The sequence below is a fragment of the Sphaerisporangium album genome (genome assembly GCF_003323745.1).
Taxonomy (GTDB): domain Bacteria; phylum Actinomycetota; class Actinomycetes; order Streptosporangiales; family Streptosporangiaceae; genus Sphaerisporangium; species Sphaerisporangium album.
The window spans coordinates 301901-324495 of sequence record NZ_QOIL01000003.1 but is presented as its reverse complement, the minus strand read 5'-3'; the positions used below and the strand labels follow the sequence as shown (position 1 = coordinate 324495).

The window sequence follows — 22595 nt, the reverse complement described above, 5'->3', positions numbered from 1 at the left end:
TGGCTCTTGGCGCCGGGGTGCCAGGAATCGGGTCGAGGGCCGGCCGGGCGTGCTCGGGCCCCGGACAGGGCGTGGCCCTGGGCAATGAAAATGACCCAGGGCCCAGCCTTGGGACGGCCTCCCCCCGAATGCCGTCCCCGGCTGGGCCCACCCTCGGGTCAGGTGCCGAGGGCACCGGCGCGCGGAAGGGCTCACGATCACGCCGGTCGGCCTTCCCCTGGGTCACCATGAAGGCCGCAGAACTCATCATGTGGTCTCGGACGGCCCGGGGGAACGACCCTTGCGCATTCGTCGCCGACACTTGGCCACTCTTGACCTGAGGACCCGCCGCCCGCGCGGGGCGGCGAGAATGGGCAGGTGACCCGAGTCATCGCAGGGACCGCCGGTGGGCGGCGCATCTCCGTCCCCCCGGGGCGTGGCACGCGGCCGACCAGCGACCGCGCCCGGGAGGGCCTGTTCTCGACCGTCGGCTCCCTGCTGGGGCCGCTGGACGGCGCGCGCGTGCTCGACCTGTACGCCGGGTCGGGCGCGGTCGGCCTGGAGGCGCTGTCGCGCGGCGCCGCGCACGCGTTGCTGGTGGAGAACGACGCCAAGGCGATCCGGACGATCCGGGCCAACATCGCGACGCTCGGCCTGGCCGGGGCGGTGGTGACGGGCGACCGGGTCGAGCGGGTGGTGGCCGCCCCGTGCCCGGAGCCGTACGACTTCGTGTTCGCCGACCCGCCGTACGCGGTCACCGACGAGGCCGTCCAGGAGGTCCTGGAGCGGCTGCGCGACAACGGCTGGCTCGCCGAGGACGCCCTGGTCGCGGTGGAGCGCGAGTCACGCGGGAAGGATCTGATCTGGCCCTCGGGCTTCGAAGAGGAGAGGGTCCGTCGATATGGTGAAGCGTCCGTTTGGTACGGTCGCGCCGCCGGGAACCAGTGAAACTGGGGGTAAGCCTTGCGTCGTGTCGTCTGCCCGGGGTCCTTCGATCCCGTAACCAACGGCCATCTCGACATCATCGGCCGGACGTCCCGGCTCTACGACGAGGTCGTCGTCGCGGTGCTGATCAACGTCGAGAAGAAGAGCCTGTTCACCGTCGACGAGCGCATCCAGACGCTGGAGGCGGTCACCCGCGAGTACGGCAACGTGCGCGTGGAGAAGTTCTACGGGCTGCTGGTCGACTTCTGCAAGCAGCAGGGCATCCCGACCATCGTGAAGGGTCTGCGCGCCGTCAGCGACTTCGACTACGAGTTGCAGATGGCCCAGCTCAACTACCGGATGTCGGGTGTCGAGACGCTGTTCATGTCGACCAATCCCGAATACTCGTTCCTGTCGTCGAGCAGGCTGAAGGAGATCGCCCGCTACGGCGGGGACGTCTCCGGGCTCGTGCCCGAACTCGTCCGCCAGATGCTCGTCGAGCGGCTGCGCGGCTGAGTCCTGGTATCCTTTCTAATCGGCCTTGTACGACGGCGGGATTCGCCATGCCTCAAGAGAGCAGGAAGACGCTGCATAGCCTCGACCCCCGAGCCCCATGGGTGATCTCCACCCACGATCTGGGGCGACGACCGGGATCTATGCGCCAGATCTCTCGTGCGCTCCCGGCACCGGCGAATCTCACCGTCGGCATGATCGGCGTCCCTGAGGGCGCCGAGATCGAGCTGCGCATGCGGCTCGAGGCGGTGATGGAAGGCGTGCTCGTCACGGGCACGGCGACGGCTCCGCTCAGCGGGGAATGCTCGCGTTGCCTGGATCCACTGAACTCGGATATCGAGGTCGGGTTCCAGGAGCTCTTCTTCTACTCCGCGGAGGACGCCGCCGAGGACGATCTGCTCCTCGATGGCGAGCTTCTCGACCTGGAACCGACGTTCCGCGATGCGGTGGTGCTCGCGCTGCCGCTGAGCCCGGTGTGCGGTGAAGACTGCCCCGGGTTGTGCGTGGAGTGCGGGGTCAAGCTGGCCGAGGCCGGTCCTGACCACGGGCACGAGAAGGTCGACGCCCGTTGGGCGGCGCTGCGGAGTTTGCATAGTCAGAACGAAAACGACAAGAAAGACCAGGAGGGTTGACGTGGCCGTCCCCAAGCGGAAGATGTCGCGCAGCAACACCCGCGCCCGCCGCGCGCAGTGGAAGACCGCCGCGCCCGCGCTCGTGAGCTGCAATCAGTGCCGGTCGCCGAAGCTGCAGCACGTCGCCTGCCCGACCTGCGGCACCTACAACCGCCGTCAGGTCATCGAGCCGTCGGCCTGATCACGCCCCCCGCGGTGGCCGGTGATGCGGCCGGATGCGACGTCATCCGGCCGGCATGACCGTCCGCCGTGGAAGGCGTGCGGTGGCGGTTCGCCCGCGGCCGTGGTGGGCGCCGGGGTTGCCGCAATCTCCCGGCGTCCACCACGTTTTCGGGCACTTCCCGCGTTATCCGCCATCGCGACCATGGTCGTGACGTGCTGCGTGACGGCCGGAGAAACCCGTCCGAGGAGGAGACGTGGCCGCAGGTGGAAAGCCGGTCGCCGTTGAGATCGCGAGGGACGAGCTGTTCAACGTCCTCGCCGTCCGGCTGGATGATGACCTTCTGGAGCGGGCGCTGACGCACCGCTCGTACGCCTACGAGAACGGTGGCCTGCCCACCAACGAGCGCCTGGAGTTCCTGGGCGACTCCGTGCTGGGCCTGGTGGTCACCGACACGCTGTTCCGGGGGCACCCCGACCTGCCCGAGGGGCAGCTCGCCAAGCTTCGGGCCGCGGTGGTCAACATGCGCGCGCTCGCCGACGTCGCCCGCACCCTGGACCTCGGCCGCTTCATGCGCCTCGGCCGGGGCGAGGAGGGCACGGGGGGCCGTGACAAGTCCTCGATCCTCGCCGACACCCTGGAGGCGCTGATCGGCGCCGTCTACGTCGACAAGGGCCTCGACGAGGCGTTCCGCGTGGTCCACCTGCTGTTCGACCCGCTCATCGTGCGCTCGGCGTCGCTCGGCGCGGGCCTGGACTGGAAGACCTCGCTGCAGGAGCTGACGGCCTCCGAGATGCTCGGCGTCCCCGAGTACCACGTCGACGAGAGCGGCCCCGACCACGCCAAGTCGTTCACCGCGGTCGTCCGGGTGGGCGGCCAGGAGTACGGCTCGGGCGCGGGGCGCAGCAAGAAGGAAGCCGAGCAGCAGGCCGCCGAGGCCGCGTGGACGGCGATCCGCGCGCGCAGCGAGGCCCGCGAGAAGCTGGAGAAGGCGGCAAGCTAGATCATGCCCGAGCTGCCCGAGGTCGAGGTCGTACGGCGCGGCCTGTCACGCTGGGTCGCGGGCCGCACGATCGTGGGGGCCGAGGTGCTGCACGCCCGCGCGATCCGCAGGCACGTGCCGGGGGCCGCCGAGTTCGCCGGCAGGCTCGCGGGCCGCACCCTGCTGTCGGCCGAGCGCCGCGGCAAGTACCTCTGGATGCCCCTGGGCGAGGCCGGAAGGCCCGGCGAGGCCGTCGACTCCCTGCTCGCCCACCTGGGCATGAGCGGCCAGCTCCTGGTCGTGGACCCGGCGTCTCCGGTGGAGAAGCACCTGCGGGTGCGGCTGAGCTTCGACGACGGCGGTCCCGAGCTGCGGTTCGTCGACCAGCGCACGTTCGGGCACCTGCTGGTGGCGCCGCTGGTGCCCCTGGCGCGCTCGGTGCCCGAGCCGATCGTCCACATCGCGGCCGACCCGCTGGAGGACGCCTTCGACGACGACGCGTTCGCGCGGAAGCTGGCCGTCCGGCAGACCGAGATCAAGCGCGCCCTGCTCGACCAGTCGCTGATCAGCGGGGTCGGGAACATCTACGCCGACGAGGCGCTGTGGCGGGCGCGGCTGCACGGCCGGACGCCCACCCGGGCGCTGAGCGCCCGTAAGGCCGCCGAGCTGCTCGCGGCGGTGCGCGAGGTGATGGGGGAGGCCCTCGTCCAGGGCGGCACCTCGTTCGACAGCCTGTACGTCAACGTGAACGGCGAGAGCGGCTACTTCGACCGCTCGCTCAACGTGTACGGCCGCGAGGGCGAGCCCTGCGGACGCTGCGGCGCGCCCGTCCTGCGCGAAGCGTTCATGAACAGGTCTTCGTACAGTTGCCCGCGATGTCAACCCAGGACACTTCAATGAGCATTTCGGACACGGGTGACGTACGTCTCAATGCGTGGGTTCGTGGTCACGTCCAAGGGGTCGGATTCCGTTGGTGGACCCGGGCGCGGGCCCTGGAGCTCGGCCTGGTGGGATCGGCGTCCAACCTGGCCGACGGCCGGGTCGAGGTCGTCGCGGAGGGTCCTCGCGAGGCGTGTGAGAAGCTCCTCGCCCTGCTCAGGGGTGGTGCGACGCCGGGGCGGGTAGATGCAGTGGTGGAGCGCTGGACGCCGGTTCGAGGTGGTTTTGGTGGATTTGTGGAGCGGTAGCCGCTTCCCTTAAACCCCCTAAATGCGGTATATTTACATGTCGGGAGTGCCCATTGGTGCATTCATGGGGAGCGTTCAACTTGACCGCCTCCATCGCCGGTGCGACTCTTGAGAGGAAACACGCGCACCCCTCCCGCGGTTACAAGTGCGCGACCCAGTTTGGTCACTCAGCGTGGAGGACCCTTAACCATGGCGAAGGCTCTACTCGGCCACGTCGGCGGTCTCGACCCTCGGATGGTCTCGGAAATGCGCCGTCTCCAGCAGCGGATCCGGGATCTGGAGGCTGAGCTCACAAGGCTCCAGGCGCAGAACGACGCTCTCGCGGCACAGTCGCGGGACGAGGAGTTCACCCGTCTGCAGGATCGCGAGCCGGCCCTCACCTGAGGTTCGGTACGGCAACACACCGTTAGGGACGCCCCCCAAAGGCGTCCCTTTGTGTTGTCATAGATCATTTTCCTGTGCCTGAGGCGCGGGCTCCGGCCGCGCGCGTGAGGCCCGTCGTGCCTATGGCGCCCTCTCCGTTCCGCGTGCGTGCGGCGTGGTGTACCTGGCCTGGTCCTTGTTCAACCGGGATGTCTGGGCCACCAGGACCTTGCCGAGCGAGTAGTGTGCCCGCATGGATCGTCCGGGTCACGGGGTGATCTGGGCATAGGCTGGGCGGGGAGGTCGGCGGCGGGTGTATCTGAAGAACCTCACGCTGCGCGGCTTCAAGTCCTTCGCCTCGGCGACCGCTCTGCGCTTCGAGCCCGGCATCACCTGTGTGGTCGGGCCCAACGGCTCGGGGAAGTCCAACGTCGTGGACGCGCTCGCCTGGGTCATGGGCGAGCACAGCGCCAAGTCGCTGCGCGGCGGCAAGATGGAGGACGTCATCTTCGCCGGCACGTCCTCCAGGCCGCCGCTCGGCCGCGCCGAGGTCACGCTGACGATCGACAACACCGACGGCGCGCTCCCGATCGACTACACCGAGGTCACGATCAGCCGGCTGATGTTCCGGTCGGGCCAGAGCGAGTACGCGATCAACGGTGACACCTGCCGGCTCCTCGACATCCAGGAACTGCTGTCGGACTCCGGCATCGGCCGCGAGATGCACGTCATCGTGGGCCAGGGTCAGCTCGACACCGTGCTGCACGCGGGCCCCGAGGAGCGCAGGGCGTTCATCGAGGAGGCCGCGGGCGTCCTGAAGCACCGCAAGCGCAAAGAGAAGGCGCTGCGCAAGCTCGACGCCATGCAGGCCAACCTGACCCGCGTCCAGGACCTGGTGAACGAGCTGCGCCGCCAGCTCAAGCCGCTGGGCCGCCAGGCCGAGATCGCGCGCAAGGCCGCGGTGATCCAGGCGGACCTGCGCGACGCCCGCCTGCGCCTGCTCGCCGACGACGTCGTGCGGCTGCGCACCCGCCTCGACCAGGAGGCCGCCGACGAGGCCGCCGTGCGCGTCCGCCGCGCCGAGGTCGAGGCCGAGCTGGAGACCGGCCAGACGCGCGAGGCCGAGCTGGAGGCCGCCGAGAGCACGGCCCAGCCCCGCCTGGCCGCCGCCCAGGAGACCTACTACCGCCTCGCCGCCCTGAAGGAGCGCCTCCACAGCGTCGAGACCCTGGCGAGCGAGCGGCAGCGGCACGCGATCGAGGCGGCGTCGATCGAGCGGCGCGGGCGCGACCCGGAGGACTACGAGCGCGAGGCCGCCGAGGTCCGCGAGCGCGAAGAGATGCTCAAGGCGGAGCTGGAGGAAGCCGAGGCGATCCTCGAACAGGCCGTCTGGCGGCGTACGGAGGCCGAGGAGGCGCTGGCGGGCGAGGAGCGGCGCCTGGCCGCGGCGGCGCGCGCGGCGGCCGACCGGCGCGAGAGCCTGGCCCGGCTGAGGGGCGAGGTCGCCGCGGTGCGTGGACGCGCGAGGGCCGCCGAGGAGGAGATCGGGCGCCTCGGCAAGGCCCTGTCGGAGGCGCGGCAGCGCAGCGAGCGCGCCCGTGAGGACCACGAGGCCGAGCGCGAGGCCGACCCCGCCGCCGAGCCCGGCCTGGCCGAGGAACTGGCGCGGGCGCAGGAGGGCGTCGCCGAGGCCGAGGCGGTGGTCGAGGAGGCCAGGGCCGCGGTCCAGGAGGCCAGGGCGGCGGTGGAGGTCCCGAGGAAGGCGCTGGCCGAGGCGAGGTCGGCGGTGGGCGCGGCCCGCGCGGCCGACCAGGAGGCGCAGCGCGGCCTGGCCGCCCTGGACGCCCGGCGCGACGCCCTGGAGATGGGCCTCTCGCAGGGGGCGGACGGCGGCGCGGCGCTGCTGGCGGCCGGCCTGCCCGGCGTGCTCGGGCCGCTCGCCGCCGTGATGACCGTGCGGTCCGGGGCCGAGACGGCCGTGGCGGCCGTGCTGGGCGCCGCCGCGGAGGCGGTGGCCGTCGAGTCGCAGGCGACGGTGGTGGAGGCGCTTGAGCTGCTGCGGGCCAAGGGCGCGGGCCGTGCGGGCCTGGTCGTCGCCTCGGACGCGCCGGTCACGCGGCCCGCCCCGGCCGACGGCGCCGAGTGGGCCGCCGACCTGGTCACCGTGCCGGACACGCTGCGCCCGGCCGCGGACGGCCTGCTGGCGGGGGTCGTCGTGGTGGACGACCTGCCCGCCGCGACGCGGCTCGTCCAGGAGCGGCCCGACCTGCGGGCGGTCACCTGGGCCGGCGACCTCGTGGGCGCCCACTACGCCTACGGCGGGTCGGGCGGGGGCACGTCCGTCATGCAGATGCGCACCGCGCTGGACGAGGCGGTGGCGGCCCTGGCCGAGGCCGGCGCCACGGCCGAGCACACGGCCACCGCGCTGGAGGACGCCGCCGAGGCCGAGCGCGCCGCCCAGCAGGCCGTGGAGGCCGCCCAGGCGCGCGCGGCGCAGGCCCAGACGGGCGTCGACGCCGCCCAGGCCGGGGTGAAGGCGGCGCAGGGCGTCCTGGACAGGGTGCGCGCCAGGCAGCGCGAGGCCGACCAGAGGCTCGCCGCCGTGGCCCGGAGGCTGGCCCAGCTCGACGCCGCCGCGAACGCCGCGAGCCAGGAATGCGAGCGGCTGGCCAAGAACGTCGCCGCCGCCGAGGAGGCCCGCGACCGCGACCTGGCGGGCGTGGTGGAGCTGGAGGAGCGCCTCGCCGAGGCCGAGTACGCCGACGAGCTCGCGGCCGAGCCGACCACCGAGACGCGCGACGAGCTGGCCTCGGCCTGTTCGGTCGCCCGGCAGGCCGAGATGGAGGCCCGCCTGGCGGTCCGGACCGCTGAGGAGCGGGTCAAGGGCATCGCGGGCCGCGCCGACCAGCTCATGCGGGCGGCCAGGCGCGAGCGGGAGGAGCGTGCCGGGGCCGCCGCGCTGCGCGAGCGCCGCCGCGCGCAGGCCCAGGTGGCCGCGACCGTGGTCCACGGCGCCGGGCGCGCCCTCGGGGTGCTGGAGGCTTCCCTGGCGGCCGCCGCCGAGGAGCGCGACGACGCCGAGCGGGCCCGGGGCGAGATCGACGCCGAGCTGAAGGCCGTCCGGGTGCGGGTGCGGGAGCTTTCCGGCGACCTGGACAAGCTGGTCAACCGCGTGCACGGCACCGAGGTCGCGCGCACCGAGCAGCGGCTGCGCCTGGAGCAGATGGAGACCCGGGCCATGGAGGAGTACGGCGTGGAGGTGGACGCCCTGACCTCCGAGTACGGCCCCGACCAGCCGGTGCCGGTGGGCGACGGCGAGCCGGTGCCGTACGTCCGCGAGGAGCAGGAGAAGCGGGCACGGACGGCCGAGAAGCAGATGACGCAGCTCGGCAAGGTCAACCCGCTGGCGCTGGAGGAGTTCGCGGCGCTGGAGGAGCGGCACACCTTCCTGAACTCCCAGCTCGAAGACCTGCGCAAGACCCGGCGCGATCTCATGCTCGTGGTCAAGGAGGTCGACGAGCGGGTCGAGCAGGTGTTCACGGCCGCGTACGAGGACGTCGCCCGCGAGTTCGAGACGATCTTCACGCGCGTGTTCCCCGGCGGCGAGGGGCGCCTGCTGCTGACGGACCCCTCCGACATGCTGACCACGGGGGTCGACGTGGAGGCCCGGCCGCCGGGCAAGAAGGTCAAGCGCCTGTCCCTGCTGTCGGGCGGTGAGCGGTCGCTGACGGCCGTGGCGTTCCTGATCTCCATCTTCAAGGCCCGCCCGTCGCCGTTCTACGTCATGGACGAGGTCGAGGCGGCGCTGGACGACACCAACACCCAGCGGCTGCTCACGTTGTTCGAGGAGCTCCGGCAGAGCTCCCAGCTCATCGTGATCACGCACCAGAAGCGGACGATGGAGATCGCGGACGCGCTGTACGGGGTCAGCATGCGCGGGGACGGGGTCACGCAGGTGGTCAGCCAGCGGCTTCGTGAGCGGGAAAGCGCCTGAACCCGCTGACCTTCCAACTTCGGCCTAGAAGTCAGGAAATATCGGTATAACGGCCGCACGGTGGGCGAGCCCGGGCGTCACCACCTCCGCCCGTCTGGAAAACTGACTTCTGTGGATGGGTATCTTGGCATCATTCTGATCGTCATCCTCGTCGCGCTGCTCGCGACGGGTGGCATGTTCCTGCTGTTCCGGCCCAGGGAACGGCACGCGCCGCCGGTCAAGCCGCCGCAGGCGCCGACGCTCCCGGAGCGCGAACAGGCCCCGCCCACCGGCGTGATCGAGGACGACACCGTCACGACCACCATCCCGCCCCCGGCCAGGCCGGTGGAGCCCGTGGTGGTCCCCGAGATCGAGATCCCGCCCCCGTCGGCGGGCCGCATGGTGCGCCTGCGCGCCCGGCTGGCCCGTTCGCAGACCTCCCTCGGCAAGGGCCTGCTCGAGCTGCTGTCCCGCGACCGCCTCGACGACGACGTCTGGGACGAGGTCGAGGACACGCTGATCACCGCCGACGTCGGCGTCGGGCCCACCCGCGCGATGGTCGAGGAGCTCCGCACCAAGGTCAAGGTGCTCGGCTCCCGCGACCACGGCGAGGTGCGCGGCCTGCTGCGCGAGCAGCTGCTCACGCTCATCGGCGCCGACATGGACCGCACGCTGCACACCGCGCCGCACGGCGAGCGTCCCGCCGTCGTGCTCGTGGTCGGCGTCAACGGCACCGGCAAGACCACCACCACCGGCAAGCTCGCCCGCGCGCTCATCGGTGACGGCCGCAAGGTCGTCCTCGGCGCGGCCGACACGTTCCGCGCCGCCGCGGCCGACCAGCTCCAGACCTGGGGCGAGCGGGTCGGCGCTGAGGTCGTCCGCAAGGACGAGGGCGCCGACCCGGCGTCGGTGGCCTTCGACGCGGTCAGCAAGGGCATCGACGACAAGGTCGACACCGTCATCGTCGACACCGCCGGCCGCCTCCACACCAAGACCGGCCTCATGGACGAGCTCGGCAAGGTCAAGCGCGTCATCGAGAAGAAGGCCACGGTGGACGAGGTGCTGCTCGTGCTGGACGCCACGACCGGTCAGAACGGCCTGCGGCAGGCCCAGGTGTTCGCCGAGGTGGTGAACGTCACCGGCATCGTGCTGACCAAGCTGGACGGCACGGCCAAGGGCGGCATCGTCGTCTCGGTCCAGCGCGAGCTCGGCGTCCCGGTCAAGCTGGTGGGCCTCGGCGAGGGCCCCGACGACCTGGCGCCCTTCGACGCCGAGGTCTTCGTGGACGCGATCCTGGGGAACGGCGACGCCCGCCCCTGAGAGCGCCGGCTCCGGGGCGTCCTCACCGCGTGGCCGGAGGCCGTGCCATGGGCGTGTGAGGGTGCGCCGGTGTTCTGGAGGAGGAGGGAGGAAGGGGTGAGGAACGAGCCCCTTCCGAGTGACGACGGAAGAACGCCGGCTCCAGGGCGCCCTCACCGCGTGGCCGGAGGCCGCGCCATGGGCACGGTCAGGAGCTGAGGAAGGCGCGGAGCTCGCCGAGCGGGGGGTCGACGTCGATCCCGTGCTCGGCGAGCCAGCCGTCGTTTCCGTACGTGCCCCGGTAGCGTTCGCCGCCGTCGCAGATCAGGGTCACCACGCTTCCACGCTGACCGTTCGCGCGCATCTCCTTGATGAGGTCCACGGCCGCCGCGACGTTGGTGCCGGTGGACCCGCCGGCGTCCAGCCCGGTGACCTCCCGCACCCAGCGCATGGCGGCGATCGAGGCGGCGTCCGGCACCTGGATCATGCGGTCGATGACCGTCGGCAGGAACGACGGCTCGACACGCGGGCGGCCGATGCCCTCGATCCGCGATCCGCGCGCCGTCACGCCGTCCTCGCCGCCGACCCAGGCCGGGTAGAACGCCGACCCGTCCGGGTCCACGACGGCCAGGCGGGTGGCGTGGCGCCGGTAGCGGATGTAGCGGCCGATGGTGGCCGACGTGCCGCCGGTGCCGGCGCCGACGACGATCCAGGCGGGCTCCGGATGGCGCTCCAGGGACATCTGCTGGTAGATGCTCTCCGCGATGTTGTTGTTGCCCCGCCAGTCCGTGGCGCGCTCGGCGTAGGTGAACTGGTCCATGAAGTGGCCGCCGGTCTCCTCGGCCAGGCGGCGGGACTCCTCGTAGATCGCCTTCGGGTCGTCCACGAGCCGGCACTTGCCGCCGTAGAACTCGATGAGCGCGATCTTCTCCGGCGAGGTGGACGCGGGCATGACCGCGACGAACGGCAGGCCGAGCATGCGGCAGAAGTACGCCTCGCTGACGGCGGTCGAGCCGCTGGACGCCTCCACGACGGTGGTGGAGGGGCCGATGTGCCCGTTGGCGAGGCCGTACAGGAACAAGGACCTGGCCAGGCGATGTTTCAGTGAACCGGTGGGGTGGACGGACTCGTCCTTCAGGTAGAGGTCGACGCCCCAGCGCGGGGGTAGCGGGAAGACGTGCAGGTGGGTGTCACAACTGCGGTTGGCGTCCGCCTCGACCGTGCGGATCGCCTCGGCCACCCATTCCCGCGTCGTCGGATCGTGCCGGTCCACGTGCTTCATGTCGCCACGGTACCGGCTGACCGGTTCCGTGTGAGCCCTACCACACTTTGCACCGTTTTGGGTGATGTCTGTTACTATAATGAGACTTGTCCGGCCTCCGGTGTGATGTCGCCACCGCCGGCCAATCGCTTCATGACCCTCCTGACCAGCTACAACCCTTAACGTCACTCTTATGGGTGAACCATGAGCATGTGATCAGCCGTCAGATGGAGTAAAGCGGTTACCGAACCTGCATGGGTTCATGCCGGACGGGTAACGGGGGTCAGGCAGGTTTGAGGGGGATTAGATGATCTCGATGACCGAACAGCAGCGTCGAGCGTGGTTCGAGCGTGACGTCATGCCCGTCACCAACCAGCTTTTCGCGTCCGCGATGCGCCTCACGCGCAACACGGCGGACGCCGAGGACCTCGTGCAGGAGACGGTGGCCAAGGCCTACACGTCCTACCACCAGTTCCGTCCGGGGACGAACCTCAAGGCGTGGCTGCACCGCATTCTGACGAACAACTTCATCAACGACTACCGCAAGCAGCAGCGGTCGCCGAAGCTGTCGGCCGCCGAGGACATCGAGGACTGGCAGCTCGCCGCCGCCGAGTCCCACACGTCGACCGGGTTGCGCTCCGCCGAGACCGAGGCCTTGGAGCAGCTCCCAGACAGCGTGGTCATGAACGCCCTGCGGTCCCTCCCGGAGGACTTCCGGGTCGCGGTGTACCTCGCGGACGTCGAGGGCTTCGCGTACAAGGAGATCGCCGAGCGCATGGGCACGCCGATCGGCACGGTCATGTCCCGGCTGCACCGTGGCCGCCGCCAGCTCAGGACGATGCTCGAAGGCTACGCCCACGACGAGGGCGTGCGCCTCACCCCGGAGTTCCAGGCGGCCTGACGCGCGTCGGGCGAAGGCCGGCACGGGCACCCGCCGTGCCGGCCTTCGTCATGTCCGGGGCAGGTCGGGCGCGGTCAGGTGGTGGTGACGGCGATCAGGGCGATGGCGCCGAGGGCCAGGCCGATGCCGGACGCCTGGACGGCGTTGAGGCGCTCCTTGAGGACCCAGCGGGCGAGCAGGAGCGTGCTGGCCGGGTACAGCGACACGAGCACCGCCACCACGACGAGCAGGCCGCGCTGCGCAGCCAGGACGTAGAGCACGTTGGCCCCCATGTCCATGACGCCGGCGGCGACGATCGTCGGGATCGCCCCCGGACCGGGCCGCAGCGTGCGCCCGCTGACCACGGCCAGCGCGGCGACCAGGAGGATCGAGGCGAAGCGGGCGCCGAACAGCGGCCACAGGCCCGCGCCCTCGGGGGCCTGCTTGAGCAGGATGAAGAACGCGCCGAAGCCGAGGCCGGACGCGAGCGCCTGGACGACGGGCGCGAGTGTGGTCCGGCCGCCCGCGGGGGCGGAGTCGCGTCCGACCAGGATCACGGCGCCGAGCGCGAGCGCCACCCCGGCGAGCGCGAGCGGCTCCGGGCGTTCGCCCAGGATCAGGCCGACCAGGACGGGCAGCGCCACGGACATGGTCGCGGTCGTCGGCGCCACCACCGACATGACGCCGCCGGCCAGAGCACGATAGAAGAAGATGACGGCGAGCCCGCCGCACAGCCCCGCCCCCATGCCCCAGGCCAGCGCGCCGGGGCTCGGCGCGCCAGGAAGGATCGGCAGCAGCGGGATCACGAACAGCAGCCCGGTGACCTGGGTGAGCAGGACGACGGCGAGGACGCGCGAGCGCCGGGTGGCGAGACCGCCGAAGAAGTCGGCCATGCCGTACACGACGGCGCAGGTGGTCGCCAGCAACACGGCCGCCATTGCGGGTCACCTCCATCGGATTGCACTGTTAGTGCAATATATTGGGACTAATCCATTGCACACAACTGTCACTAGACTGCACTCATGCCGGATCCGGAGACAATCACGGCGGCGATCGCCAGCAACGTCCGCGCCCAGCGCGCCCACCGGGGCATGACCCTCGACGCGCTCGCCGCCCGGTCGGGGGTGAGCCGGGGCATGCTCGTCCAGATCGAGCAGTGCCGCACCAACCCCAGCGTGACGACGCTCACCCGCATCGCCGACGCCCTCGGCGTCACGGTCGCCCGCCTGGTCGAGGTGTCGGACACGCCGGTCGTCCGCGTGGTGCACGCCTCCGACGTCGTCACGCTCTGGCGCAGCGACCAGGGCGGTTCCGCGCGGCTGCTCGTGGGCTCCGACGCCCCGGCGATCCTGGAGATGTGGGACTGGACGCTCGCGCCGGGGGAGTACCACGACGGCGACGCCCACCCGGCCGGCACGCGGGAGATGCTGACGGTCCTGGAGGGCGACCTGACCCTGTCGGTGTACGGCAGCCGTCACGTCGTCGGGCTCAACGAGGCGGTGCTGTTCAGCGCCGACCGGCCCCACCGCTACGCCAACGAGACCGACGGCCGGCTGCGGTTCATCATGGTCGTCACCGAACCCCGCCAGACCCCCGACCAGAGCTAGTACATGGCTGTGTTTATGGCCGCGCCTCCGGCGCGGCGGTTCGGGGCGCCTGAGAGTCTGTGTTCGTGGCCGCGCCGGGGCGGGGGCGGTGTTCGGAGTCTTTATTTCACGGACACATCACGTCTCGCTCACGGTGGTGCAAAGGAGCGTCGCATACGGGTACATCATCGTTGTGTCTGCGCTGAAGAGTCATCCACCCGGCCGGATCCGCGGCCGCGCCCCTGTCCGGCCGGCGGTCGCCCGGGGGGTGGACGGGTGACCGACTGCCGCGCGGCCATGGCGAAGCTGCGCGTTGAGCTCGAGGGGCTGGGAGTCACCGACGCGTACGTGGTGTGCGACGACGCCATCCTTTCTGTGTGGATCGGGCTGGTCGTCACGTTTCGTGATGGCTTTTACCGTTGGCAGGAGGGTGTGGTGAAACGTCGCCACCTGGGTACAGATCCGGTCGGATGTGCCATTCGGGTGGCACGTCGTTACGCGGAGTTGCACGCCGAGATTCCTCCCTGGTGGGAGGAGCTGGCAAAGACTCTGCGGGGGGAAACGGCCGAAAGGTATCCGTGACCCCCGCCGCTGTTTCGGGGGGAGCGTGCGGTGGCTGGATGTCGGGCTGGAGTGCTGTGGCTGTCGTTTCCGCTCTCGCTCTCGATGGCGCTGGTCCTGTCGGGATGCGGAGAGGTGTCCGCACCGATCCGGAGGAGCCAGAGACATGAGGTCGTCCGTGTCCGTACGTCCGCGCCGGTCCGCGCGGCCGTCGACCCCGCGCTCGTGGCGCTGCGGGTGATCGCGCAGCAGCCCGGCTGGCCGGGCGCCCGACCGGTCGTGGCGCCGCACCGCAGGTCGATCCGCTGCGAGCGGGTCAAGTGCGTGGCGCTGACCTTCGACGACGGGCCCTTCGACTACACCGGCAAGGTGCTCGACACGCTCGCCGAGTACCACGCGAAGGCGACGTTCTTCGTGGTCGGGCAGATGGTCACCCCCGTGACGCGGTCCTACCTGCGGCGCATGGTCTCCGAGGGCCACGAGCTCGGCAATCATTCCTGGGACCACCCCTCGCTGCCGTCCCTGTCGCGCGAGGCGCTCTCGGGCCAGCTCGAACGCACCCAGGAGTCGGTGAAGGCCGTCACGGGCGTCACGATGCGGCTGATGCGCCCGCCCTACGGCGCCACGGACGGCAAGGTCGAGGACGTCACCCGGAGCACCGGCCTCGCGCAGATCCTGTGGGACGTCGACACCCTGGACTGGCGCGACAAGGACAGCGCTCTCATCGCCCGCCGAGCCTCGGAGGCCAAGCCCGGCTCGATCGTGCTGATGCACGACATCCACAGGACCACCGTCGAGGCCGTCCCCCGCCTGCTGCGCGAGCTCTCGGACAAGGGCTACACCTTCGTGACCGTCTCCGAGCTGTACGGCGACCGTGAGCTCGCCGCCGGAAAGCGGTACGCGGGCGAGGCCGCCGACCAGGAGCACAAGCGCTCCTGAGGGCATGCTCCACCGATACACGGACATCCCGTGCCGTCGGCGAGGTCCGTGTAATTTGATGAGAGCGCTCTCTTGACAGGGACATTAATGTTGCCGGAAGGTTTCCGTAAAGCTACATCCACGGATCCGATGAGGTGACCCGTATGGTCCGCCCCCCCAGTTCCAGAACGTTGCTCTCCATCGGTGCCGCTCTAGTCGCGGTGCTGGCGCTGCTCGTCCCCATGAGCGGCACGGCCAGCGCCGCCCCCGCCCCCGGCCCGCTCGTCTGGTCCGACGAGTTCAACGGAGCTTCCGGCAGTGCCGTCGACCAGTCGAAGTGGCGCTTCGACATCGGCGGCAGCGGCTGGGGCAACAACGAGCAGCAGTACTACACCAACAGCACCCGCAACGCCGCCATGGACGGCGCCGGCAACCTGGTGATCACCGCCCGCCGGGAGAACCCTTCCAACTACCAGTGCCACTACGGCACCTGCCAGTACACCTCCGCCCGCCTCCTCACCTCGGCCACCTTCACCCGGGCCTACGGACGCTTCGAGGCGCGCATGAAGCTGCCGCGCGGCCAGGGCATCTGGCCCGCCTTCTGGATGCTCGGCAACGACATCGGGTCGGTCGGCTGGCCCAACAGCGGCGAGATCGACATCATGGAGAACATCGGCCGCGAGCCCAGCACCGTCCACGGCACGATCCACGGCCCCGGCTACTCCGGAGGCGGAGGCATCGGCGCCCCGTACTCGATCAGCGGCGCGTTCGCCGACGCGTTCCACACCTTCGCCGTCGACTGGTCGCCCAACCTGATCATCTGGTACGTCGACGGCAACGAGTACCAGCGCCGGACGCCGGCCGACCTCGGCGGCAACCGCTGGGTCTTCGACCACCCGTTCTTCATGATCATGAACCTGGCGGTCGGCGGGTACTGGCCCGGCTACCCCGACGGCTCCACCACCTTCCCGCAGACCCTGACCGTCGACTACGTCCGCGTCTACGCCTCGCCCACCGGCGGCCCCGGCCCCAGCGGCCAGATCACCGGGATCGGCGGCAAGTGCGTCGACGTGGCCGGCGCCAACCCCGCCAACGGCACGGCCGTCCAGCTCTGGGACTGCAACGGCACCACCGCGCAGAGCTGGGCCTGGAACAGCGACGGCTCGGTGCGCGCCCTCGGCAAGTGCCTCGACGTCACCGCCGCCTCCACGGCCAACGGCGCGAAGGTGCAGCTGTACGACTGCAACGGCACCGGCGCCCAGAAGTGGACCTACAACACCGGCACCGGGCAGATCGTCAACCCGCAGGCCAACAAGTGCCTCGACGCCACCGGCGGCAGCTCCGCCAACGGCACCCGGCTGCAGATCTGGGACTGCAGCGGCGCCGCCAACCAGAAGTGGACGCGTAGCTGACCGGCGTGTCCTGAAGCGAGCAGAAGGGCCCCTTCCCTGCCGGGAGGGGCCCTTCTGCTTCGCGGGGAGAGCGGGATCAGCCGCCGCGCTTGGCCCGCGCGGCGGTGCGGGCGCGGCTCGCCGCGTCCAGCACGACCTTGCGCAGGCGGACGGTCTGCGGGGTGATCTCGACGCACTCGTCCTCACGGCAGAACTCCAGCGCCTGCTCCAGCGAGAGCGAGCGCGGCGGGATGACCTTCTCGGTCTCCTCGCTCGTGGAGGACCGCATGTTCGTGAGCTTCTTCTCCTTGGTGATGTTGACGTCCATGTCGTCGGCGCGGCTGTTCTCGCCGACGATCATGCCCTCGTACACCTCGGTGGTCGGCGAGACGAACAGCGTGCCGCGCTCCTGGAGGTTGAGCATCGCGAAGGCCGTGACCACGCCTGCCCGGTCGGCCACCAGCGAGCCGCTGTTGCGGGTGCGCAGCTCGCCGAACCACGGCTCGTAGGCCTCGAACACGTGGTGCACCAGGCCGGTGCCGCGCGTCTCGGTCAGGAACTCGGTGCGGAAGCCGATCAGGCCGCGGGCCGGGACCACGAACTCCATGCGGATCCAGCCGGTGCCGTGGTTGGTCATGTGCTCCATGCGGCCCTTGCGGACGGCGAGGAGCTGGGTGATCGCGCCGAGATACTCTTCGGGCGCGTCGACCGTCAGCCGCTCGACAGGCTCGTGCACCTTGCCGTCGATCTCGCGCGTGACGACCTGCGGCTTGCCGACGGTCAGCTCGTACCCCTCGCGGCGCATCTGCTCGACCAGGACGGCCAGCGCGAGCTCGCCGCGGCCCTGGACCTCCCAGGAGTCGGGACGGTCGGTGGGGAGCACGCGCAGCGACACGTTGCCGACCAGCTCCTTGTCGAGCCGGTCCTTGACCATGCGGGCGGTGACCTTCGAGCCCTTGGCCTTGCCCACCAGCGGGCTGGTGTTGGTGCCGATGGTCATCGAGATCGCCGGCTCGTCGACCGTGATGAGCGGCAGCGGGCGGGGGTCGTCCGGGTCGGCCAGCGTCTCGCCGATCATGATGTCGGGGATGCCCGCGATGGCGATGATGTCGCCGGGACCGGCCTCGTCGGCGGGCTTGCGCTCCAGGGCCTCGGTCATCAGCAGCTCGCTGATCTTGACGCGCTGGATGCTGCCGTCGGTGCGGCACCAGGCGACCTGCTGGCCCTTCTTGATCGTGCCCTGGTGGACGCGGCACAGGGCGATGCGCCCGAGGTAGCTGGAGGCGTCCAGGTTCGTGACGTGGGCCTGGAGCGGCGCCGAGGGGTCGTACAGCGGCGCCGGGATCGTCGAGGCGATCGTCTCGAACAACGGCTCCAGGTCCTCGGAGTCGGGCATCCCGCCGTCCTGCGGGCGGTTCAGGCTCGCCCGGCCGGCCTTCGCGGAGGCGTAGACGATCGGGAAGTCGATCTGCTCCTCGGTGGCGTCCAGGTCCATGAACAGCTCGTAGACCTCGTCGACGACCTCGGAGATGCGGGCGTCGGGACGGTCCACCTTGTTGATGCACAGGATGACCGGCATCTTGGCCGTCAGGGCCTTGCGCAGGACGAAGCGCGTCTGGGGCAGCGGGCCCTCGGAGGCGTCGACCAGCAGGACCACGCCGTCGACCATCGACAGCCCGCGCTCGACCTCGCCGCCGAAGTCGGCGTGGCCGGGGGTGTCGATGATGTTGAGGGTGAAGGCTCCGTGCTTGACCGCGGTGTTCTTGGCGAGAATGGTGATGCCCTTCTCGCGCTCCAGGTCGTTGGAGTCCATGACCCGCTCGTCCACGTCCTGGTTGGCGCGGAAGGCCCCGGACTGCCAGAGCATGGCGTCCACCAGCGTGGTCTTGCCGTGGTCGACGTGCGCGATGATCGCGAGGTTCCGCAGGTCGTCGCGGCTGTTCAAAGGCATGATGGAGTCTCGCTCTGGTTCGTGGAGGCCGGCCGCGGACTCTGCGGCCCGTACCATTTTAGTTGATCGTCGTCACCACCATGCGCCGGGGCCGCGCAGGGCCGGACAATTCGCACAGATTTCACAAATCGGTGCCTCCCCCGATGACCAGGCCGAATGTCCGGATTCGGACACCATCCGCCCGCGCGTTCATGGTCAAGGAAAGAGCACGCGCGACTAACACCCCCGGCCCCGGGAAGACAGTCGGCATGCTGGACGAAGGACAGACGCGATTCGCCGCCGCCGAACAGGTCGCCGAATCATTCGGCCTGTTCGCGTGCAGGCGGCACATGGGCGGACGATGCCGTCTCGCCGTATGGGCACTGGTCGTGACCGCCTTCGCGGCGGGGCTGGTCATGCCGATCTCGGCGAAGGCGGAGACGCGGACGGCCATGCCGCCCCCCGCCGACCGGGTCTCCTGCGCGGAGATGGTCGCGCATAAGCTCATCCCATGCCACTCGCCGCAACCTTCTCCGCGACGCTGATGACGAAGGACGGTGTGCGGATCGACGCGGCGCACACCCCCTCGCGCGGCGACGCGGGTCTCGGCATCGTCCTCGCCCACGGCTTCACCGGCTCCTGGCGCGAGCCCACGACCCGGCGCATCGCGCATGTGCTGAGCGGCTTCGGAGGCGTGGTGGCGTTCGACTTCCGCGGGCACGGCAGATCCGGCGGGCTCTCCACGGTCGGCGACGCCGAGGTGCTGGACATGGACGCCGCCGTCGTCCACGCTCGTTCCGTCGGCTACGCGCGGGTCGCCACCGTGGGCTTCTCGATGGGCGCCGCCGTCGCCGTACGCCACGCGGCCCTGCACGGCGGGACGGACGCCGTCGTCGCGGTGAGCGGCCCGGCCCGCTGGTACTACCGGGGCACGCGGCCGATGCGGCAGGTCCACTGGGCCATCGAGAAGGCGCCGGGACGGCTGGCCGCGCGCCTGGCCAAGCGCACGCGCATCCGCTCCACCTCGTGGGACCCGGTGCCGCTCGCCCCGCACGAGGCCGTCGCGCGCGTCTCGCCGGCCCCGCTGCTCATCGTCCACGGCGACGCCGACCACTTCTTCCCCCTGGAGCACGCCCACCAGCTCTTCGAGGCCGCCCGCGAGCCCAAGGAGCTGTGGATCGAGCCGGGGTACGGCCACGCCGAGTCGGCCGCCACCCCCGACCTGGTCCGGCGCATCGGCCGGTGGATCTCCCGCCTGAGCCCCGCCCGCGAGGTGGACCGATGATCCTCGTGCTGAACTCGGGCTCGTCGTCGGTGAAGTACCAGCTCATCGACGTGGAGGGGCCGACACGCGCGAAGGGCGCCAAGATCGAGCGCATCGGCGAGCCCGGCTCGGACGTCCCCGACCACGAGGCCGCGCTGAGCCGGGTGGCGCAGGCCGTCGCCACGGAGTCCGCCGCCATCACCGCGATCGGCCACCGCGTGGTGCACGGCGGCCCGCGGTTCAGCGGGCCCGCGCTGATCACCGACGACGTGATCAAGCAGATCGAGGAGGCCGTCCCGCTCGCGCCCCTCCACAACCCCGCGAACCTGGCCGGAATCGAGTGGGCGCGGCGGTGGCGGCCGGACGTCCCGCAGGTCGCCGTCTTCGACACCGCCTTCCACAGCACGATCCCGCCCGCCGCCCGCACCTACGCCATCGACCGCGAGGTCGCCGAGCTCTACGACGTGCGCCGGTACGGCTTCCACGGCACCTCGACGGCCTACGTGTCCCGCGTGGCCGCCCGGCTGGTCGGCCAGCCGGACACCGCGAACGTGATCGTCCTGCACCTCGGCAACGGCGCCAGCGCCTCGGCGGTCGCCGCCGGGCGGTGCGTCGACACCTCCATGGGCATGACGCCGCTGGAGGGGCTGGTCATGGGCACCCGCTCCGGCGACATCGACCCGGCTGTGATCTTCGTGCTGATCCGCGCAGGGATGAGCCCGGACCAGGTCGAGGCCATGCTTTTCCGGCGCAGCGGGCTGCTCGGGCTGTGCGGCGACAACGACATGCGCGCGGTCATCGCGCGGGTCGAGGCGGGCGATCAGGACGCCGTGCTGGCCTACAACGTGTACTGCCACCGGCTGCGCAAGTACATCGGCGCCTACTGCGCCGTGCTCGGACGGGTCGACGTGATCGCCTTCACCGGCGGGGTCGGCGAGAACTCCTCGCTGGTCAGGAGCACCGTGCTCGCCGGGCTGCAGCCGCTCGGCATCCGGCTGGACCCACTGCGCAACGTATCCGCCAGGGGCACCCGGATCATCTCCACCGACGACTCCGCCGTCTCGGTCGCCGTAGTGCCGACCGACGAGGAACTGGAGATCGCCCTGGAAACCTCCGCCGTAGTGGCGCGAACCAAACCCCAATAAATGTCGTCTACCTCCAAAAGGAGGTACGACATCCACCAGGAGAGCCCGCGGCCCCTCTCCTGACGGGGGCGATGTCGCACGTCCTCACTCCACGGGCCGTCGGCCGCGCCGGCAGGCGCCGCCGACGGCCGTGTGGGGGGTTCTCGCGCTAGCCCAGCCGGGCGATGGACTTGTACTCCAGGTAGGCGGCGAGGCCCTCGGGGCCGAGTTCGCGGCCGATGCCGCTGGCCTTGTAGCCGCCGAACGGGGTGGACGGGTCCATGGTGTTCATCATGTTCACGCCGTAGGTGCCGGTGCGGACGCGGCGGGCGATGTCCATGCCGTGCTCGGTGTCGGCCGTCCAGACCGAGCCGGACAGCCCGTAGTCGCTGTCGTTGGCGATGCGGACCGCGTCCTCCTCGTCGGTGTAAGGGATCACCGACAGCACGGGGCCGAAGATCTCCTCCCGGGCGATGCGCATGTCGTTGGAGACGCCGGCGAAGACGGTCGGGGCGACGTACCAGCCACGGTCGCGCGGACGGTCGAGGCCGCCGACGACCGGCTTGGCGCCCTCGTCGATGCCGGCCCTGATGTAGCCCTCCACGCGCTCCTGCTGCCGCCGGGCGACCAGCGGGCCGATGCCGGTGGACGGGTCGGCCGGGTCTCCCACGCGCTGGCCGGCGACCATGTCGGAGACCGCCTGGACGACCTCGTCGTACCGAGAGGAGGAGGCGAGGATGCGCGTCTGCGCCACGCACGCCTGCCCGTTGTTCATCAGGGACGCGATGGACAGGAAGCCCATGGCGGCGGAGAGGTCGCAGTCGTCCAGGATGATCGCCGCCGACTTGCCTCCGAGCTCCAGGCTGCACCGCTTGAGCCGCTCGCCGCAGATGGCCCCGATGCGGCGACCGGCGGCCGTCGAGCCGGTGAAGGCCACCTTGTCGACGCCGGGGTGCGCGACGAGGTGCTCGCCCGCCTCGCGGCCCGCGGCGACGATGTTCACCACGCCGTCGGGGACGCCCGCCTCCTTGATCATCTCGGCGAGCAGGTAGGAGTCCAGCGGCGTCTCGGGCGCGGGCTTGACGACGACCGTGCAGCCGGCGATCAGCGCGGGCGCGAGCTTGGTCATGATCACGAACTGCGGGACGTTCCACGGCACGATGGCGGCGACCACGCCGACCGGCTCGCGCCGCACGACCACCGGGCCGAAGACGCCGGGGCGCTCGTCCTCGACCGCGAACGTCTTCCCCAGCTCGCTGAAGTACTGGAGCATGCCGAGCGGCTGCGGGGCCTGGGCCATCTGCGAGAACGTGATGGGGGAGCCCATCTCCAGGGTGATCAGCTCCGCCAGCTCGGCCTGGCGGGCGGCGTACAGGGCGGCCAGCCTTCCGACCACCTCGGCGCGGTCGGCCATGGTCATCCGTGGCCAGGGGCCGTCGTCGAAGGCCTGGCGGGCGGCGGCGACCGCGCGGTCCATGTCGGCGGGGGTGCCGTCGGGCACGCGCCCGACGACCTCCTCGGTGTGGGGGGAGACGACGTCGATCGTCGCGGTGCCCGCGGGAGCAACCCAGTCGCCCCCGATGAAAAGACGGTCGTGCTGGAGCATGGGCCTGCCTCCTACGGTCGGACGGTCGGATCGGGCGGGTGCTCGGCCATCCGGTCCGGTCG

General features: G+C 70.9%; 22 protein-coding genes. 18 read left to right on the top strand and 4 right to left on the bottom strand.

Going from position 1 to position 22595, the window contains the following annotated elements; genetic code table 11:
* Window positions 1-357 precede the first annotated feature (357 nt).
* From rsmD to ftsY, 10 genes are all read left to right on the top strand, one after another.
* On the top strand, window positions 358-927 hold the full coding sequence (gene rsmD, locus DQ384_RS06665) for a 16S rRNA (guanine(966)-N(2))-methyltransferase RsmD (RefSeq protein WP_114027801.1): 570 nt from the start codon (window positions 358-360) through the stop codon (window positions 925-927).
* A gap of 15 nt (window positions 928-942) precedes the next feature.
* Window positions 943-1419, top strand: coding sequence for a pantetheine-phosphate adenylyltransferase (gene coaD / locus DQ384_RS06660; RefSeq protein WP_114027800.1), 477 nt, complete (start codon window positions 943-945; stop codon window positions 1417-1419).
* A 47-nt stretch (window positions 1420-1466) separates the two neighbouring features.
* On the top strand, window positions 1467-2048 hold the full coding sequence (locus DQ384_RS06655; RefSeq protein ID WP_114027799.1) for a YceD family protein: 582 nt from the start codon (window positions 1467-1469) through the stop codon (window positions 2046-2048).
* A 1-nt stretch (window position 2049) separates the two neighbouring features.
* Complete coding sequence (gene rpmF / locus DQ384_RS06650; RefSeq protein WP_114027798.1) at window positions 2050-2229, top strand: 50S ribosomal protein L32; 180 nt, start codon at window positions 2050-2052, stop codon at window positions 2227-2229.
* A 268-nt stretch (window positions 2230-2497) separates the two neighbouring features.
* The gene (gene rnc / locus DQ384_RS06645) at window positions 2498-3211 is read left to right on the top strand and encodes a ribonuclease III (protein ID WP_114028026.1); all 714 of its coding nucleotides are present in this window, start codon (window positions 2498-2500) and stop codon (window positions 3209-3211) included.
* A gap of 3 nt (window positions 3212-3214) precedes the next feature.
* The gene (gene mutM, locus DQ384_RS06640) at window positions 3215-4090 is read left to right on the top strand and encodes a bifunctional DNA-formamidopyrimidine glycosylase/DNA-(apurinic or apyrimidinic site) lyase (RefSeq protein ID WP_114027797.1); all 876 of its coding nucleotides are present in this window, start codon (window positions 3215-3217) and stop codon (window positions 4088-4090) included.
* Window positions 4087-4377 carry an acylphosphatase gene (locus DQ384_RS06635; protein ID WP_114027796.1) on the top strand — a complete coding sequence of 97 codons (291 nt, stop codon included), beginning with the start codon at window positions 4087-4089 and terminating at the stop codon, window positions 4375-4377. Before mutM ends, DQ384_RS06635 begins: the two co-directional genes overlap by 4 nt.
* 189 nt (window positions 4378-4566) lie before the next feature.
* Window positions 4567-4761 carry a hypothetical protein gene (locus DQ384_RS06630; RefSeq protein ID WP_114027795.1) on the top strand — a complete coding sequence of 65 codons (195 nt, stop codon included), beginning with the start codon at window positions 4567-4569 and terminating at the stop codon, window positions 4759-4761.
* 292 nt (window positions 4762-5053) lie between these two features.
* The gene (gene smc, locus DQ384_RS06625; RefSeq protein ID WP_114027794.1) at window positions 5054-8734 is read left to right on the top strand and encodes a chromosome segregation protein SMC; all 3681 of its coding nucleotides are present in this window, start codon (window positions 5054-5056) and stop codon (window positions 8732-8734) included.
* 111 nt (window positions 8735-8845) lie between these two features.
* Window positions 8846-10033 carry a signal recognition particle-docking protein FtsY gene (ftsY, locus tag DQ384_RS06620; protein WP_114027793.1) on the top strand — a complete coding sequence of 396 codons (1188 nt, stop codon included), beginning with the start codon at window positions 8846-8848 and terminating at the stop codon, window positions 10031-10033.
* Between the two features lie 187 nt (window positions 10034-10220).
* Here the strand turns inward: ftsY and DQ384_RS06615 are convergent, their stop codons facing one another.
* Window positions 10221-11294: a PLP-dependent cysteine synthase family protein gene (locus DQ384_RS06615; RefSeq protein WP_114027792.1), complete on the bottom strand. Its 1074-nt coding sequence runs from the start codon at window positions 11292-11294 to the stop codon at window positions 10221-10223.
* Between the two features lie 286 nt (window positions 11295-11580).
* Here DQ384_RS06615 and DQ384_RS06610 point away from each other — a divergent pair, with 286 nt between their 5' ends.
* On the top strand, window positions 11581-12174 hold the full coding sequence (locus DQ384_RS06610; RefSeq protein ID WP_114027791.1) for a sigma-70 family RNA polymerase sigma factor: 594 nt from the start codon (window positions 11581-11583) through the stop codon (window positions 12172-12174).
* Between the two features lie 74 nt (window positions 12175-12248).
* On the opposite strand, the gene DQ384_RS06605 is transcribed toward DQ384_RS06610, so the two are convergent.
* Window positions 12249-13091 carry a DMT family transporter gene (locus DQ384_RS06605; RefSeq protein ID WP_114027790.1) on the bottom strand — a complete coding sequence of 281 codons (843 nt, stop codon included), beginning with the start codon at window positions 13089-13091 and terminating at the stop codon, window positions 12249-12251.
* Between the two features lie 84 nt (window positions 13092-13175).
* Between DQ384_RS06605 and DQ384_RS06600 the strand changes: the two genes are divergently transcribed.
* From DQ384_RS06600 to DQ384_RS43935, 4 genes are all read left to right on the top strand, one after another.
* Window positions 13176-13760, top strand: coding sequence for a helix-turn-helix domain-containing protein (locus DQ384_RS06600; RefSeq protein ID WP_114027789.1), 585 nt, complete (start codon window positions 13176-13178; stop codon window positions 13758-13760).
* A gap of 255 nt (window positions 13761-14015) precedes the next feature.
* The gene (locus DQ384_RS06595) at window positions 14016-14321 is read left to right on the top strand and encodes a hypothetical protein (protein ID WP_114027788.1); all 306 of its coding nucleotides are present in this window, start codon (window positions 14016-14018) and stop codon (window positions 14319-14321) included.
* Window positions 14322-14351: 30 nt separating this feature from the next.
* Window positions 14352-15239, top strand: a complete 888-nt coding sequence (locus DQ384_RS06590; protein ID WP_245966280.1) for a polysaccharide deacetylase family protein — start codon at window positions 14352-14354, stop codon at window positions 15237-15239.
* A gap of 143 nt (window positions 15240-15382) precedes the next feature.
* Entirely contained in the window at window positions 15383-16630 is a 1248-nt protein-coding gene (locus DQ384_RS43935; RefSeq protein ID WP_114027787.1) for a glycoside hydrolase family 16 protein, read from the top strand.
* A gap of 76 nt (window positions 16631-16706) precedes the next feature.
* On the opposite strand, the gene typA is transcribed toward DQ384_RS43935, so the two are convergent.
* A complete protein-coding gene (gene typA / locus DQ384_RS06580; RefSeq protein WP_114027786.1) occupies window positions 16707-18560 on the bottom strand; it encodes a translational GTPase TypA in 1854 nt (617 codons plus the stop codon).
* Between the two features lie 62 nt (window positions 18561-18622).
* Here typA and DQ384_RS41070 point away from each other — a divergent pair, with 62 nt between their 5' ends.
* Genes DQ384_RS41070 through DQ384_RS06565 form a run of 3 tightly spaced genes read left to right on the top strand, consistent with a single transcriptional unit; the run spans window position 18623 to window position 20948 of the window.
* A complete protein-coding gene (locus tag DQ384_RS41070) occupies window positions 18623-19084 on the top strand; it encodes a hypothetical protein (RefSeq protein WP_181871067.1) in 462 nt (153 codons plus the stop codon).
* On the top strand, window positions 19051-19824 hold the full coding sequence (locus tag DQ384_RS06570; RefSeq protein ID WP_114027784.1) for an alpha/beta hydrolase: 774 nt from the start codon (window positions 19051-19053) through the stop codon (window positions 19822-19824). Before DQ384_RS41070 ends, DQ384_RS06570 begins: the two co-directional genes overlap by 34 nt.
* Window positions 19821-20948 carry an acetate/propionate family kinase gene (locus tag DQ384_RS06565; protein ID WP_114027783.1) on the top strand — a complete coding sequence of 376 codons (1128 nt, stop codon included), beginning with the start codon at window positions 19821-19823 and terminating at the stop codon, window positions 20946-20948. The genes DQ384_RS06570 and DQ384_RS06565 overlap by 4 nt, the downstream gene beginning before the upstream one ends.
* 148 nt (window positions 20949-21096) lie before the next feature.
* On the opposite strand, the gene DQ384_RS06560 is transcribed toward DQ384_RS06565, so the two are convergent.
* Window positions 21097-22533, bottom strand: coding sequence for an aldehyde dehydrogenase (locus DQ384_RS06560; protein ID WP_114027782.1), 1437 nt, complete (start codon window positions 22531-22533; stop codon window positions 21097-21099).
* Window positions 22534-22595: the final 62 nt, after the last annotated feature.